We start from the raw sequence: 15,372 nt of genomic DNA, 5'->3' as shown, positions 1-15,372 counted from the left end.
GTCAGTTCCTCCTTTCCTTACTAGTTCTTCTTGACTGCCGTGGAAACCATTACGCAGCCGTTTTTCGGACCAGGCACGGAGCCTTTTACGAGAATCAAGTTGCGTTCTGCGATAACTTTAACCACTTCCAGGTTTTGAATGGTAACGTTGTCTCCACCCATTTGACCTGGCAGGGTTTGGCCTTTAAATACACGACCTGGATCGACAGCACCCAAAGAACCTGGGCGGCGATGGTAGCGTGAACCGTGAGCCATAGGACCGCGGGATTGATTGTGACGTTTGATCGCACCTTGGAAACCTTTACCCTTGGTTACGCCGGCAACGTCAACGAATTCTCCCTCAGCAAAAATGTCAGCCTTCAACTCTTGACCAACCTCATAGTCAGCGAGGTTTACTCCGCGAATTTCGCGAATGAAGCGCTTAGGAGCAGTGTTAGCTTTTGCTGCATGGCCTTTTTCCGGCTTGTTAGCGCGCTGTTCTTTTTTGTCTTCGAAGCCGATTTGAATTGCTTCATAACCGTCGTTCGCAACGTCTTTCTTCTGAAGAACTACGTTAGAACCTGCCTCGATAACCGTTACAGCAATCGCTGTTCCGTTTGGACCAAAAACTTGACTCATTCCAAGTTTTTTCCCTAAGATTCCTTTGGTCATTTGTGCCACCTCCTGTGCTTATTTCAGTAAAACGCTTTATGTTGTATCAAGTCCCCATCGATGCGCAGGGGTGCCATTTAAGGGTTTGTTGCTTGGTATAACACGCTTATCAAGACAACGTCTGCGCGTGTATCGCTTTTTGGGACCTTACAGTTTAATCTCGATGTCCACACCAGATGGCAGATCTAGACGCATCAGAGCATCTACTGTTTGTGGTGTTGGATTCAAGATATCGATCAAACGTTTATGTGTACGCATCTCGAATTGCTCACGAGAATCTTTGTACTTATGAACCGCACGCAGGATCGTGTAAATTGCTTTCTCCGTAGGAAGTGGAATTGGACCGGATACGTTAGCACCGGAACGTTTCGCAGTGTCCACGATTTTCTCTGCGGACTGATCCAGGATTTTGTGATCATACGCCTTCAAACGAATACGAATCTTTTGCTTTGCCATTGAAGTCCCTCCTTTTTCGCCCATTTTTAAAACAGACATTTCTCCGTGGAAATATCCTGCACCCCAGTCATGGCAAAGGGCCCGGGTGTGTCAGCAACCTCCCACATCATCGCAAGTCCATGACCAACATTCAATATTGTACTAAAAAGATCTGGGCAACGCAAGTTTTTTCTTGGGTTTCCGTATATTTTTTTGTACATGGTGTGCCTACTGAATGACTCACCTTGATCATCTTACAGATTTCTGCGAAGAAAGGCAAGCGGGATTACCTGCCAACTCGCCGAGCAATCTATCTATAATAGAAGGAAGACGTTATACTTATGATTGTAATCGTTATGAAATGGAGGTTTTCCTCAATGTCTGATGTGAATCAAACCCCTTATGAAATCATTGGCGGTGCAGATACCTTGACCCGTCTTGTCGATACCTTTTATGATCTGGTAAAGCAGCATCCCGATATTACCGAACTCTTCCCTGAAGATTTAACGCAAGTGAAGGAGCGACAATATCAGTTTTTGACACAGTTTCTCGGTGGTCCAAGCCTGTATTCGGACGCCCATGGCCATCCAATGCTGAGAGCACGACACATGCCGTTCCCTATTGGACCTATACAGGCAGAGGCTTGGCTCGCTTGTATGGATAAAGCCATGGATCTGACTGGACTCGAAGGCGAGATTCGGAAGCAAATCTTTGATCGCTTGCGTTTAACCGCCCACCATATGGTCAATAAGTGGGATCAATAAGAAAAAGCGTAGGACAATTACTGTCCTACGCTTTTGTTGTTATTTCAGGCGTTGCTGCCGCCCGTGTGACTTTCGCTCCCACCAGGCTACGCGATCCCAAATAAACACCGCCTACGATCATACACAGTGCTAGTAAATGTACGAGTTGAAGGCTTTCCCCCAGGAATATCGCCGCAAATACCAAACTGGCCATTGGCATTCCATTTAGGAAAACAGCCGTTCGACTCGCTCCCAGCTGACGTATCCCATAATTCCAGCCGATCGAGCCGAGCGCAGTTGATAGCGCACCTGAAGCAAATATCACAAGCCACTGGAAGGTAGAAACGTCCAAAGAAAGATAATAGGAAGCTGGTTGAACAGTCAATGCAACTCCCCACAAGAAGATGACCCCAAACATTTGCGATAAAGCCGTAATTAAAAGTACCGGTACCCCTCTTACGACCAATTTCCGTATGAGTAAACCACCCGTTACATACATGAGCATGGAGAAAAACATAATGGCATCTCCCCAGCCATTCATATGAAGGCCACCGTGCTGAGAGATAACGACAATCAATACTCCGGCAAAGCCCATTCCAATGCCAAGCCCTTTTTTCAACGACATGCCTTCCCCTAAGAGAAGCATCGCCAAGAGCGCCGTTGCCAATGGATTTAATCCAAGAATAAGCGATGCATTTCCTGCTGTCGTATATTGAACACCCGCCGCAAGCGTTATTTGATGAAGCGCGATAGAACTAGCACCGACTCCAGCCAACAAAAACCAATCTGTTTTGCTAAATCGCAAACTCTTTCTGTATAAGAAGATGAGTGGCGATAAACAGATTCCACCGACAGTCATGCGTATGGCGGCGACATATAATGGAGGGAACGTTGCTAAATATTTGACCATGACCACGTTCAATCCCCACAGCGTGACAACACCCGCAAGCATAAGAAACAATAATCGCTCATTATTTTTCATCTCTAGTATCCCCCATCCAATCCTGATGGTATTGTAGCATATTGCTACGAGAGGCAAATTGAATGATTTTGATGGGAGTTATTTAAAAATTCGATAAAAGCACATAAAAAAACCCGACAACCAAAGTTGTCGGGTTTTGTGTATCAGTAAAACCTAAGCGTCGATAGAAGCTACAACGCCTGCGCCTACTGTACGGCCACCTTCGCGAATCGCGAAGCGAGTACCTTGTTCCATCGCTACTGGAGCGATCAGTTCTACAGTGAACTCAGTGTTGTCGCCAGGCATGATCATTTCAACGCCTTCTGGCAGTTGGATGATACCTGTTACGTCAGTTGTACGGAAGTAGAATTGTGGACGGTAGTTAGCAAAGAAAGGAGTGTGACGTCCGCCTTCTTCTTTGGACAGAACGTAAACTTCTGCTTTGAACTTCGTGTAAGGCTTAACGGAACCTGGTTTCGCCAAGCATTGTCCACGCTCGATGTCGTTACGGTCTACACCGCGCAGAAGAGCACCGATGTTGTCACCAGCTTGAGCGGAATCCAGCAATTTGCGGAACATCTCAACGCCAGTTACAGTAGTTGTTTTTGTTTCTTCAGCCAAACCGATGATCTCAACTTGGTCACCAACTTTTACTACACCGCGCTCTACGCGACCAGTAGCAACAGTACCACGACCAGTGATCGTGAACACGTCCTCTACAGGCATCAGGAACGGCTTGTCAGTTGCGCGCTCAGGAGTTGGGATGTAGGAATCTACAGCTTCCATCAGCTCAACAATTTTCTTAGCCCAGTCACCAGTTGGGTTATCCAAAGCTTCTTTAGCAGAACCTTTGATTACTGGAGTGTCGTCACCTGGGAACTCATATTGAGACAACAGGTCACGGATTTCCATTTCAACCAGTTCCAACAACTCTTCATCGTCTACCATGTCGCATTTGTTCATGAATACTACGATGTAAGGTACGCCTACTTGCTTGGAGAGCAGGATGTGCTCGCGAGTTTGTGGCATAGGGCCATCAGCTGCGGATACAACCAGGATAGCGCCGTCCATTTGAGCAGCACCAGTAATCATGTTTTTCACGTAGTCAGCGTGACCAGGGCAGTCAACGTGAGCATAGTGACGGTTGTCAGTTTCGTACTCAACGTGAGCAGTGTTGATTGTGATACCGCGCTCTTTTTCTTCTGGAGCAGCGTCAATTGCAGCATAGTTCATAGCTTGTGCTTTACCGCTCTGTGCCAATACAGTTGTAATAGCAGCAGTCAGGGTAGTTTTACCATGGTCAACGTGACCGATAGTACCAATGTTAACGTGTGGTTTATTACGCTCAAATTTCGCTTTTGCCATGAGAGGAAAGCCTCCTTATAGATAAGGGTTTTATGGTTTGAAGAAAGGTTTACCTTACGAATGGTTGTCCCTTCCATATTGTAAACCTTTCTGATTGCAAGATAAAGCTGTAACCTGTAATTATTCGCCTTTAGATTTCTTGATGATCTCTTCAGCGATAAATTTAGGTACTTCTTCGTAGTGGTCGATCACCATGGAGTAAACGCCACGGCCTTGGGTACGGGAACGAAGAATTGTGGAGTAACCGAACATCTCGGACAGTGGTACCATCGCACGGATTACTTGTGCATTTGCACGAGCTTCCATACCTTCGATACGACCGCGGCGGGAGTTCAGGTCGCCCATTACGTCGCCCATGTACTCTTCTGGCATTGTAACTTCTACTTTCATGATTGGCTCGAGCAGTACTGCGCCACATTTTTTCGCAGCTTCCTTCAATGCGAGGGAACCTGCTACTTTAAATGCCATCTCGTTGGAGTCAACATCATGGTAGCTACCGTCTACGATAGTAGCTTTGATATCAACCAGCGGGAAGCCGGCGATAACACCATTTTTCATGGACTCTTCGATACCCGCTTGAACAGCAGGGATGTATTCGCGTGGTACTACACCACCAACGATTTTGTTTTCGAATTGGAAGCCTTGACCAGCTTCGAGTGGAGCAAATTCCACCCAAACGTGACCGTATTGACCACGACCGCCGGACTGACGAACGAATTTACCTTCCACTTTCGCTGCGTTACGGAATGTTTCACGGTAAGCAACCTGTGGAGCACCTACGTTCGACTCAACTTTAAATTCGCGTTTCAGACGGTCAACGATGATCTCCAAGTGAAGTTCACCCATACCGGAGATGATAGTTTGACCAGTCTCTTCATCTGTACGAGTTCTGAACGTTGGATCCTCTTCAGCCAGTTTGGACAGGCCGATACCCATCTTGTCTTGGTCTGCTTTGGATTTTGGTTCGATCGCAACAGAGATAACTGGCTCTGGGAAGTCCATAGACTCGAGGATTACAGGAGCCTTTTCATCACACAGAGTATCACCAGTTGTTGTATCTTTCAAACCTACAGCTGCTGCAATGTCACCGGAGTAAACCGTTTGGATCTCTTCACGGTGGTTTGCGTGCATTTGCAGGATACGGCCTACACGCTCACGTTTACCCTTAGTAGAGTTGAGAACGTAAGAACCGGAATTCAGTACACCGGAGTATACACGGAAGAATGTCAAACGACCAACATACGGGTCAGTCATGATCTTGAACGCAAGAGCAGAGAACGGACCGTTGTCGTCAGCTGGACGATCAACTTCATCTTCAGTGTCTGGCAATGTACCTTTAATTGCAGGGATATCTACTGGAGACGGCAGGTAAGATACTACGTTGTCCAGCATAGGCTGAACACCTTTGTTCTTGTAAGAAGAACCGCACATTACCGGCGTCAGTTTGCACTCAATAGTACCCTTACGCAGAGCAGCACGGATTTCGTCGTTGGTCAGCTCTTCGCCTTCCAAGTACTTCATCATGAGCTCTTCGTCTTGTTCCGCAGCTGCCTCAACCATCGCCATACGAAGTTCTTCGCAACGAGCGAGCAGGTCAGCAGGGATTTCAGCGGAGTCAGAAGTTTTACCCAAATCATCGGTATATACGATTGCCTTCATTTCGATCAGGTCAACCATACCTTTGAATTGATCTTCTGCACCGATTGGATATTGGATTGCTACAGGATTTGCACCCAGGCGAGATTTGATCTGACCCAAGCACATATCGAAGTTAGCACCCATGATATCCATTTTGTTGATGTAGCACATGCGTGGTACGCCATAGCGGTCAGCTTGGCGCCATACGGTTTCGGTTTGTGGCTCAACGCCACCTTTTGCGTCAAAAACGGTTACAGCACCGTCAAGAACGCGCAGGGAGCGCTCAACTTCTACAGTGAAGTCTACGTGGCCTGGTGTATCGATGATGTTGATACGATGACCAGCCCATTGAGCAGTAGTAGCAGCCGAAGTGATCGTGATACCACGCTCTTGCTCTTGTTCCATCCAGTCCATGGTTGCTGCACCTTCGTGCACCTCACCAATTTTATGAACGCGACCAGTGTAGAACAGAATACGCTCAGTAGTCGTCGTCTTACCAGCATCGATGTGAGCCATGATACCGATATTACGCGTATTCGGCAAAGAGAACTCGCGAGCCATTAGGTATGCTCCTTCCATACTCGAGTTTGAGAATAAACGGGTATCCAATACGGACACCCGATTCAATTCCTACCAGCGATAGTGAGCAAACGCTTTGTTCGCTTCAGCCATCTTGTGCGTGTCTTCACGCTTTTTAACTGCTGCACCGGTGTTGTTAGCAGCGTCCATGATCTCGTTAGCAAGACGTTGTTCCATGGTTTTCTCTCCACGGTTACGGGAGTAGTTAACCATCCAACGCAGACCAAGAGTGGTACGGCGCTCCGGTTTTACTTCGATTGGTACTTGGTAGTTAGCACCACCTACACGGCGAGCTTTAACTTCCAGTACTGGCATTACGTTTTTCAGTGCTTCTTCAAACACTTCCATCGGGTTGCGACCTGTGCGCTCCTGGATGATGTCAAATGCGTTGTAGAGAATGTTCTGAGCTACACCACGCTTACCATCCAACATCAGGCGGTTAATCAAGCGAGTAACCAACTTGCTGTTGTGAATAGGATCTGGCAGCACGTCACGACGGGTTACAGGACCTTTACGAGGCATCGTATTCCCTCCTTCTTTTCGATATAAAGTCACGCCACTTCACAGGCGTTTGTCTTATTTCTTTTTCGCTGCAGCTGCTGCTTGACCTGGCTTCGGACGCTTAGTACCGTACTTGGAACGACCTTGTTTACGGTTGTTCACACCAGCAGTGTCAAGTGCACCACGAACGATATGGTAGCGTACCCCTGGCAAGTCTTTTACACGACCGCCGCGCACCAGCACGACGCTATGTTCTTGCAGGTTGTGGCCAATACCACCGATGTAAGCTGTTACCTCGATTCCGTTTGTCAAACGCACACGAGCGTATTTACGCAACGCGGAGTTCGGTTTTTTCGGAGTCATGGTACCTACACGAGTGCAAACACCACGTTTTTGAGGAGAGCTTTGGTTGGTTTGGCTTTTCTTGAAGCTGTTGTACCCCTTTTGAAGAGCTGGGGACTTCGACTTCACAACCTTATCCTCGCGACCTTTACGCACCAATTGGTTAATTGTAGGCATGATGTTACCTCCCTTCTTAATACCCAATCTTCAAGACCACAGATCCAGGTGAGTCATTTTTAGGTCAAATAGAAAGTCCTTGTCCAGTATTACGCAACGTGTAACCACAGACAAAAACATCGTCAACCACTTTTTTTAATCGCAGCAGTAGCTGCTCCCACTTCAATTCCGCACGCTTTGCCTAGACGACGCATGGAATCTACATGGATGACTGGAACACCCTTCTCTTTGCAAAGGAGCTCGACTTTTTGGGTCAAACGCTTATCTGCATCGACAGCGATATACACTGCTTCTACCTGTTGGCTTTCAACAGCTTTAATCGTCTGCTTAATGCCGATTGTCAAGTCCTTGGCCCGCTCGACTTTTTCATAAGACATGATTCTCATATCCTCCAAAGTACAGATGTCAGGCACACTTGAATATAATATCAGGTGGGCTAGTTGTTGTCAACGCCCATTTGATATTTTTTATTTAGGAAAGCGCCCACCAATTGGTGATGGGCGCTTTTCCCGCAATTACTCTACAGAAACTGCTTCTTGCTCAGCCTTCGCTGCTTCCAGCTCTGCTTCGTAATCTACTTGGCTAGCAACTTTTACATTGCGGTAACGTGACATACCGGTACCTGCTGGAACCAGCTTCCCGATAATAACGTTCTCTTTCAAACCTAGCAAGCGGTCCACTTTTCCTTTGATCGCTGCATCGGTAAGAACACGAGTCGTCTCCTGGAAGGATGCTGCCGACAGGAAGGAGTCGGTTTCGAGGGATGCTTTGGTGATCCCGAGAAGAACCGGACGACCTACTGCTGGACTTCTGCCTTCCATGAGCGCTTTTGTGTTCGCTACTTCAAATTCTGGTACCTCTACATAGGAGCCTGGCAAGAGGTCAGTATCTCCGCTGTCGATGACGCGCAGTTTGCGCAGCATCTGGCGAATCATAACCTCAACGTGCTTGTCGTTAATTTCTACCCCTTGCATACGGTAAACTTTTTGTACCTCTTGCAAGATGTAGTTGGAAACGCCGCGCATGCCACGAACTTTGAGCATTTCTTTCGGGTCTACGGAACCTTCCGTGAGCTCATCACCAGCATTCAGCTTGACACCAACAGAAACCTTGATGCGAGAGCCATACGGTGCTGCATACACTTTATTTTCCGCTTCTCCACGTACTTCGATTTCGCGACGATCTTTCCCTTCGCGAATGTCGACGACTTCACCATCGATCTCGGAGATGACTGCTTGCCCTTTTGGATTACGCGCTTCGAACAACTCCTGAATACGCGGCAAACCTTGGGTAATATCGTCTCCCGCAACCCCACCGGTATGGAAGGTACGCATGGTCAGCTGGGTACCCGGCTCACCAATGGACTGAGCAGCGATAATACCAACCGCTTCTCCCACTTCCACCTCGGCACCTGTCGCCAGGTTGCGTCCGTAGCACAGTTTGCAAACACCATGGCTGGTGCGGCAAGCAAGTACGTTACGGATATATACGGAAGTAATACCTTCTTTTTCGATATACTCGGCAACCTCTTCAGAGATCTCCTCATTGCGGTGCACGATAATTTCTTTCGTCTCAGGGTGGCGCAAAGTCTCGAAGCAAGTACGTCCTGTCAGACGGTCAGACAGCTTCTCGATTTCTTCTTTACCATCCTTGATTGCTGTTACTCGGATACCTTTATCTGTTCCACAATCGGTTTCGCGTACGATCACGTCTTGAGCAACGTCTACCAGACGACGAGTCAGGTAGCCCGAGTCCGCTGTACGCAACGCTGTATCGGCGAGACCTTTACGCGCACCATGCGTGGAGATAAAGTATTCCAATACCGTCAGACCCTCACGGAAGTTGGATTTAATCGGCAACTCGATGATTCGACCGGATGGGTTTGCCATCAGACCGCGCATACCAGCCAGCTGAGTGATCTGGGATACGTTACCACGGGCACCGGAGTTCGCCATCATGAAGATCGCATTGAACTTATCCATGGACTTCATCAATACTTCTGTTACCTCATCCTTGGCCTTGGACCAGATAGAGATAACGCGGTCGTAACGCTCGTCTTCAGTAATTAAACCACGACGGAATTGCGTCATGACAGTTGCAACTCTCTCATCTGCCGCATCAAGGATGTCTTTTTTCTTTCCTGGCACCGCGATGTCCGCTACGGCAATCGTAATACCTGCTTTCGTCGAATACGTGAAGCCCAGTTCCTTAATTCTGTCGAGGATCATGGATGTTTTCATCGTACCGAAGCGACGGAAGCACTCGGAAATAATGGTTCCCAAGAATCCTTTTTTAACAGCACCCGGATCTGGGAGGTTTTTAATGAACTCCGAAACATTTGTACCTTTATCAAATACAAAGCACTCATCTGGAACCATCGTTTGCAGGTTAGCCCTAGTCGGTGCATTGATGAACGGCAAATCAGCAGGGAAAATTTCGTTGAAGATTACTTTACCTACTGTCGTTACGATCAGCGAGTTCTCTTGACGCTCAGTAAAGCTGGTTTTGTTCAGGCGTTTCGCTGGCAGAGCGATGCGCGTATGCAGGCTGATAAAGCCTTGCTGATAAGCGGCAATCGCATCGTGAGGATCGCGATAAATCGTACCCTCGCCTTTGTCGCCTTCGCGTTCCAGCGTCAGGTAGTAGGAACCAAGCACCATATCCTGGGATGGTGTTACTACCGGCTTACCGTCTTTCGGGTTCAAGATGTTTTGCGCTGCCAGCATGAGGATACGGGCTTCCGCCTGTGCCTCAGCAGACAACGGAACGTGAACCGCCATTTGGTCACCGTCGAAGTCCGCGTTGTACGCTGTACAAACGAGCGGATGCAGACGGATCGCACGACCTTCAACCAGAACTGGTTCGAAAGCCTGGATACCCAGACGGTGCAAGGTGGGGGCACGGTTCAACAGTACCGGGTGCTCGCGAATAACGTCTTCGAGAACGTCCCAAACTTCTGGCTGAACGCGCTCAACCTTGCGCTTTGCGCTCTTGATGTTGTGAGCGAGGCCTTTGGAAACCAGCTCTTTCATCACGAACGGCTTGAAGAGCTCCAGCGCCATTTCTTTTGGCAAACCGCACTGATACATCTTCAGGTTAGGTCCTACAACGATAACGGAACGACCGGAGTAGTCAACACGCTTACCGAGCAGGTTTTGACGGAAACGACCTTGTTTACCTTTCAGCATGTGGCTGAGAGATTTCAAAGGACGGTTACCTGGTCCTGTTACCGGACGTCCACGACGACCGTTGTCGATGAGCGCGTCTACTGCTTCCTGCAGCATGCGTTTCTCGTTTTGTACGATAATGTCAGGAGCACCCAGTTCGAGCAGGCGCTTCAGACGGTTATTACGGTTGATTACACGACGATACAGGTCATTCAAGTCGGAAGTGGCAAAACGTCCACCATCCAACTGAACCATTGGACGAAGCTCCGGCGGGATAACCGGCAGTACGTCGAGAACCATCCAATCCGGGTGGTTACCGGAGTTGCGGAACGCCTCGAGCACTTCCAGGCGCTTGATCGCACGGTTGCGACGCTGTCCTTGTGCCGTTTTCAAATCTTCTTTTAACGTTTCCACATCTTTATCCAGATCGATTTCAGCAAGCAGGCGCTTAATCGCTTCTGCTCCCATCATCGCTTGGAAGGAGTGGCCGTATTTCTCACGATAGTTGCGATACTCTTTTTCGGAGAGCAATTGCTTTTTATCGAGAGGAGTGTCACCCGGATCGGTTACTACGTAAGAAGCAAAGTAGATAACTTCCTCCAAGGAACGAGGGGACATGTCGAGCACCAAGCCCATACGGCTTGGAATCCCTTTGAAGTACCAGATGTGAGAAACTGGGGCAGCCAGCTCAATGTGCCCCATACGCTCACGCCGTACTTTGGCGCGGGTCACTTCCACGCCACAACGGTCGCACACTACACCTTTATAACGAACACGCTTGTATTTACCGCAATGGCATTCCCAGTCCTTGGTTGGTCCAAAGATGCGTTCGCAGAACAAGCCGTCTTTTTCCGGTTTCAGTGTGCGGTAGTTGATCGTCTCTGGCTTCTTTACTTCCCCGAAAGACCACGAACGGATCTTATCGGGGGAAGCCAAGCCGATCTTCATATATTCGAAGTTGTTCACGTCAATCACAGGGCGTTACCTCCCTTGGTACCGGAATCTTACTCTTCGTTCAAGCTTCCGCCTTCGAGAACGAGGTTCAGTTTTTCACCGTTACCTTCATCCTCGTCTTCCATTTCACGCATTTCAATCTCCTGCTCATCACCGGACAGAATCTTCACGTCCATACCCAAGCTCTGGAGTTCCTTGATCAATACCTTGAAGGACTCTGGAACACCTGGTTCTGGAACGTTTTCGCCCTTAACGATCGCTTCGTACGTTTTCACGCGGCCCACGACGTCATCCGACTTGACAGTGAGGATTTCTTGCAAGGTGTAGGCAGCACCGTATGCCTCCAATGCCCAAACCTCCATCTCCCCGAAACGCTGACCACCAAATTGAGCTTTACCACCCAATGGCTGTTGCGTAACAAGAGAGTAAGGACCTGTAGAACGAGCATGGATTTTATCATCGACCAAGTGAGCCAGTTTCAGCATGTATACACAACCAACTGTTACACGGCGGTCAAATGGTTCACCTGTACGACCATCAAACAAGATCGTTTTTCCGTCACGATCCAGACCTGCTTCTTCCAACGTTTCGAATACTTCTGCCTGACGTGCACCGTCGAATACCGGCGTTGCTACGTGGATACCCAGAAGCTTCGCTGCCATACCTAAGTGAGTCTCCAATACCTGACCGATGTTCATACGCGAAGGTACGCCCAACGGGTTGAGTACGATCTCTACTGGAGAGCCATCTGGCAGGAACGGCATATCTTCTTCCGCCATGATGCGGGCGATAACCCCTTTGTTACCATGTCGACCGGCCATTTTGTCACCCACGGAGATTTTCCGTTTTTGGGCGATGTAAACGCGAACGAGTTGGTTTACGCCTGGTGGCAATTCGTCGCCATTCTCACGGGTAAATACTTTTACGTCTACGATGATACCGGACCCACCATGCGGTACGCGCAGGGATGTATCACGAACTTCACGAGCCTTTTCACCGAAGATGGCATGCAAGAGGCGTTCTTCTGCTGTCAGCTCAGTAACCCCTTTAGGAGTAACCTTGCCAACGAGAATGTCGCCGTCCTGAATCTCCGCACCAACACGGATGATACCGCGTTCGTCCAGGTTTTTCAGAGCATCTTCCCCGACGTTTGGAATATCGCGAGTGATTTCCTCTGGACCCAGCTTGGTGTCGCGAGCTTCGGACTCGTATTCTTCAATATGGATAGACGTATACACGTCATCTTTTACAAGTTTTTCACTCAGAAGAATCGCGTCTTCGTAGTTGTATCCTTCCCACGTCATAAACGCAACGATTACGTTACGACCGAGAGCCAATTCACCTTTTTCAGTGGATGGGCCGTCCCCAATGATATCGCCTTTTTCAATCCAGTCTCCAGTGCTTACAATTGGACGCTGGTTGATGCAGGTACCTTGGTTGGAACGGATAAACTTGTGCATTTTGTATTTATCGAGATCGCCGGCAACTTTTCTACCGTCGATTTCTTGGTAACGACGAATCCAGATTTCGCGAGCCGTTACGCGCTCTACTTGACCCGGATTCTTGGCAACGATCGCCACGCCGGAGTCTTGCGCTGCTTTATGCTCCATACCAGTACCGACAAACGGTGCTTGTGGAATCAAAAGCGGAACGGCCTGCCGCTGCATGTTTGAACCCATCAGTGCGCGGTTGGCGTCATCGTTCTCGAGGAACGGAATCAGCGCAGTCGCTACGGATACAACCTGCTTTGGCGAAACGTCCATGAAGTCTACCTTGTCGCGCGGTACGCTCAAGATCTCACCTTTACGACGGCAGATAACCATGTCGTTTACGAAACGGCCATCGTGATCAAGCGGCTGATTTGCCTGTGCCACGTTAAACACGTCTTCTTCATCAGCCGTCAAATAGCTGATATCAGTCAACACGAAGCCTGTTTCCGGATCTACTTTCCGACGAGGCGTTTCGATGAATCCGTAATCGTTAATGCGTGCAAAGGAAGACAGGGAGTTGATCAAACCAATGTTTGGTCCCTCCGGCGTCTCAATTGGACACATACGACCGTAGTGGGAATGGTGAACGTCACGCACTTCGAAGCCCGCGCGCTCACGCGTCAAACCACCAGGTCCGAGTGCGGACAGACGGCGCTTGTGTGTCAGCTCAGCCAATGGGTTTGTTTGATCCATGAACTGAGACAACTGCGAGCTACCAAAGAACTCCTTCAGTGATGCAATCACTGGACGGATGTTAATGAGAGCTTGCGGTGTAATTTGGTTCTGATCCTGGATGGACATACGCTCACGAACCACACGCTCCATACGGGACAAACCGATACGGAACTGGTTCTGCAGAAGCTCACCCACGGATCGCAGACGACGGTTACCCAAGTGGTCGATATCGTCTGTGGAACCAACACTGTGCAGCAGATTCATGAAATAGTTGATCGCCGATACGATATCCGCCGGCGTAATATGCTTGAAGGACTTATCTACATTTCCGTTTCCGATTACTTTAATGATCTTGCCATCTTCGATCGGAGAGAAAATATTGATAGATTGTAAATGGATTGCTTCATCTTCTAGAACGCCGCCATGCGTGCGAACGTCAATAAATCCGATGCTGCCTTCCAGAGCTGGCACAATGCGTTCCAATACACGACGGTCAATCATTTGACCGGCTTCGGCGAAAATTTCACCTGTAGTGGTATCGATCAATGTTTCAGCCAAACGTTGGTTGTACAGACGGTTTTTCAGATGAAGCTTCTTGTTCATTTTGTAACGACCAACAGAAGCCAGGTCATAGCGCTTAGGGTCGAAGAAACGAGAGATCAAGAGGCTCTTCGCATTTTCGACTGTTGGCGGCTCGCCCGGACGAAGACGCTCGTAGATTTCGATGAGCGCTTTTTCCGTAGAATCGGTATTGTCTTTTTCCAGCGTGTTCTTGATGTATTCATCTTCACCCAGCAAGTTGAGAATCTCGATGTCAGAACCAAAGCCCAACGCACGCAAAAGAACCGTTACCGGGATTTTTCGCGTACGGTCGATGCGGACATAAATTACGTCTTTCGCATCGGTCTCCAGCTCCAGCCAAGCACCCCGGTTCGGGATTACTGTAGCTGTAAACGTCTGCTTGCCGTTTTTGTCCACTTTGGTGTTGTAATATACACTGGGGGAACGAACAAGCTGGCTGACAATAACGCGCTCAGCACCATTAATAATGAAGGTTCCCGTTTCGGTCATGAGCGGGAAATCCCCCATGAAGACTTCTTGTTCCTTCACTTCTCCCGTCTCTTTGTTCAACAAACGTACCTTCACACGCAGAGGCGCCGCATAGGTGACGTCACGTTCTTTCGACTCGTCAACATCGTACTTCGGCTCTCCCAAACTGTAGTCGATAAACTCCAGCACGAGATTACCTGTGAAGTCCTGGATTGGCGAAATGTCTTGGAACATCTCACGGAGCCCCTCATCAAGGAACCATTGGTAGGACTTTTGTTGAATCTCGATGAGATTTGGAAGGCCCAGCACTTCGTTAATACGTGAATACGTACGACGCTGGCGGTGTCGGCCACTTTGAATCACTTTACCTGCCAACTTATTCACCCCTCAGGTTGTGTTTTCACACATAGAAACTCGGCATTCGGCAACTTCTTTCAGTCGCATTCGAATGCCTAAAAATAAAAATGGGTTAAAGTAGTTTCAACCATTTTTAACCCAGAGAAACTCTATTTTAAAAGAATTCCCATGTTTTCACGCAAACATTCCTATCTCAGGAAAAAAGTAGAAACGCTTGACAGACAGGGAATTGCTGAAAAATAGACATTTATCCCATATTGACATTTTATAATGCTATCACATTCAATT

Annotated in this window: 11 protein-coding genes; 1 reads left to right on the top strand and 10 read right to left on the bottom strand. The window is 48.4% G+C overall.

Going from position 1 to position 15,372, the window contains the following annotated elements:
• Nucleotides 1–20: 20 nt before the first annotated feature.
• Both rplC and rpsJ read right to left on the bottom strand, forming a co-directional pair.
• Nucleotides 21–650 carry a 50S ribosomal protein L3 gene (gene rplC, locus HPY28_RS27755; RefSeq protein ID WP_174231826.1) on the bottom strand — a complete coding sequence of 210 codons (630 nt, stop codon included), beginning with the start codon at nucleotides 648–650 and terminating at the stop codon, nucleotides 21–23.
• 147 nt (nucleotides 651–797) lie between these two features.
• On the bottom strand, nucleotides 798–1,106 hold the full coding sequence (gene rpsJ, locus HPY28_RS27750) for a 30S ribosomal protein S10 (protein ID WP_007716236.1): 309 nt from the start codon (nucleotides 1,104–1,106) through the stop codon (nucleotides 798–800).
• A gap of 356 nt (nucleotides 1,107–1,462) precedes the next feature.
• Between rpsJ and HPY28_RS27745 the strand changes: the two genes are divergently transcribed.
• The gene (locus HPY28_RS27745) at nucleotides 1,463–1,849 is read left to right on the top strand and encodes a globin domain-containing protein (protein WP_017247045.1); all 387 of its coding nucleotides are present in this window, start codon (nucleotides 1,463–1,465) and stop codon (nucleotides 1,847–1,849) included.
• Between the two features lie 25 nt (nucleotides 1,850–1,874).
• On the opposite strand, the gene HPY28_RS27740 is transcribed toward HPY28_RS27745, so the two are convergent.
• From HPY28_RS27740 to rpoB, 8 genes are all read right to left on the bottom strand, one after another.
• Entirely contained in the window at nucleotides 1,875–2,810 is a 936-nt protein-coding gene (locus HPY28_RS27740; protein WP_174231825.1) for a DMT family transporter, read from the bottom strand.
• 153 nt (nucleotides 2,811–2,963) lie between these two features.
• Complete coding sequence (gene tuf, locus HPY28_RS27735; protein WP_017247043.1) at nucleotides 2,964–4,154, bottom strand: elongation factor Tu; 1,191 nt, start codon at nucleotides 4,152–4,154, stop codon at nucleotides 2,964–2,966.
• 120 nt (nucleotides 4,155–4,274) lie between these two features.
• Nucleotides 4,275–6,353 (bottom strand): elongation factor G, encoded by a 2,079-nt coding sequence (fusA, locus tag HPY28_RS27730; RefSeq protein WP_017247042.1) that lies wholly within the window; start codon nucleotides 6,351–6,353, stop codon nucleotides 4,275–4,277.
• Nucleotides 6,354–6,422: 69 nt separating this feature from the next.
• The gene (gene rpsG, locus HPY28_RS27725) at nucleotides 6,423–6,893 is read right to left on the bottom strand and encodes a 30S ribosomal protein S7 (protein WP_007716226.1); all 471 of its coding nucleotides are present in this window, start codon (nucleotides 6,891–6,893) and stop codon (nucleotides 6,423–6,425) included.
• Nucleotides 6,894–6,947: 54 nt separating this feature from the next.
• The gene (gene rpsL, locus HPY28_RS27720; RefSeq protein ID WP_005828873.1) at nucleotides 6,948–7,391 is read right to left on the bottom strand and encodes a 30S ribosomal protein S12; all 444 of its coding nucleotides are present in this window, start codon (nucleotides 7,389–7,391) and stop codon (nucleotides 6,948–6,950) included.
• 122 nt (nucleotides 7,392–7,513) lie between these two features.
• The gene (locus tag HPY28_RS27715) at nucleotides 7,514–7,768 is read right to left on the bottom strand and encodes a 50S ribosomal protein L7ae-like protein (protein WP_017247041.1); all 255 of its coding nucleotides are present in this window, start codon (nucleotides 7,766–7,768) and stop codon (nucleotides 7,514–7,516) included.
• 138 nt (nucleotides 7,769–7,906) lie between these two features.
• The gene (rpoC, locus tag HPY28_RS27710) at nucleotides 7,907–11,533 is read right to left on the bottom strand and encodes a DNA-directed RNA polymerase subunit beta' (protein ID WP_017247040.1); all 3,627 of its coding nucleotides are present in this window, start codon (nucleotides 11,531–11,533) and stop codon (nucleotides 7,907–7,909) included.
• A gap of 29 nt (nucleotides 11,534–11,562) precedes the next feature.
• Complete coding sequence (gene rpoB, locus HPY28_RS27705; RefSeq protein ID WP_017247039.1) at nucleotides 11,563–15,102, bottom strand: DNA-directed RNA polymerase subunit beta; 3,540 nt, start codon at nucleotides 15,100–15,102, stop codon at nucleotides 11,563–11,565.
• Nucleotides 15,103–15,372: the final 270 nt, after the last annotated feature.

The sequence above is a fragment of the Brevibacillus sp. HB1.2 genome, from assembly GCF_013332495.1.
Lineage (GTDB): Bacteria > Bacillota > Bacilli > Brevibacillales > Brevibacillaceae > Brevibacillus > Brevibacillus porteri.
Note: the sequence above shows the minus strand (reverse complement) of the source record. Positions and strands in the feature narration are given on the sequence as shown.

Excerpts from the sequence above, each read along its gene's own strand:
- rplC (WP_174231826.1), bottom strand. The coding sequence starts at position 650 with ATGACCAAAGGAATCTTAGGGAAAAAACTTGGAATGAGTCAAGTTTTT.
- rpsJ (WP_007716236.1), bottom strand. The coding sequence starts at position 1,106 with ATGGCAAAGCAAAAGATTCGTATTCGTTTGAAGGCGTATGATCACAAA.
- HPY28_RS27745 (WP_017247045.1), top strand. The coding sequence starts at position 1,463 with ATGTCTGATGTGAATCAAACCCCTTATGAAATCATTGGCGGTGCAGAT.
- HPY28_RS27740 (WP_174231825.1), bottom strand. The coding sequence starts at position 2,810 with ATGAAAAATAATGAGCGATTATTGTTTCTTATGCTTGCGGGTGTTGTC.
- tuf (WP_017247043.1), bottom strand. The coding sequence starts at position 4,154 with ATGGCAAAAGCGAAATTTGAGCGTAATAAACCACACGTTAACATTGGT.
- fusA (WP_017247042.1), bottom strand. The coding sequence starts at position 6,353 with ATGGCTCGCGAGTTCTCTTTGCCGAATACGCGTAATATCGGTATCATG.
- rpsG (WP_007716226.1), bottom strand. The coding sequence starts at position 6,893 with ATGCCTCGTAAAGGTCCTGTAACCCGTCGTGACGTGCTGCCAGATCCT.
- rpsL (WP_005828873.1), bottom strand. The coding sequence starts at position 7,391 with ATGCCTACAATTAACCAATTGGTGCGTAAAGGTCGCGAGGATAAGGTT.
- HPY28_RS27715 (WP_017247041.1), bottom strand. The coding sequence starts at position 7,768 with ATGTCTTATGAAAAAGTCGAGCGGGCCAAGGACTTGACAATCGGCATT.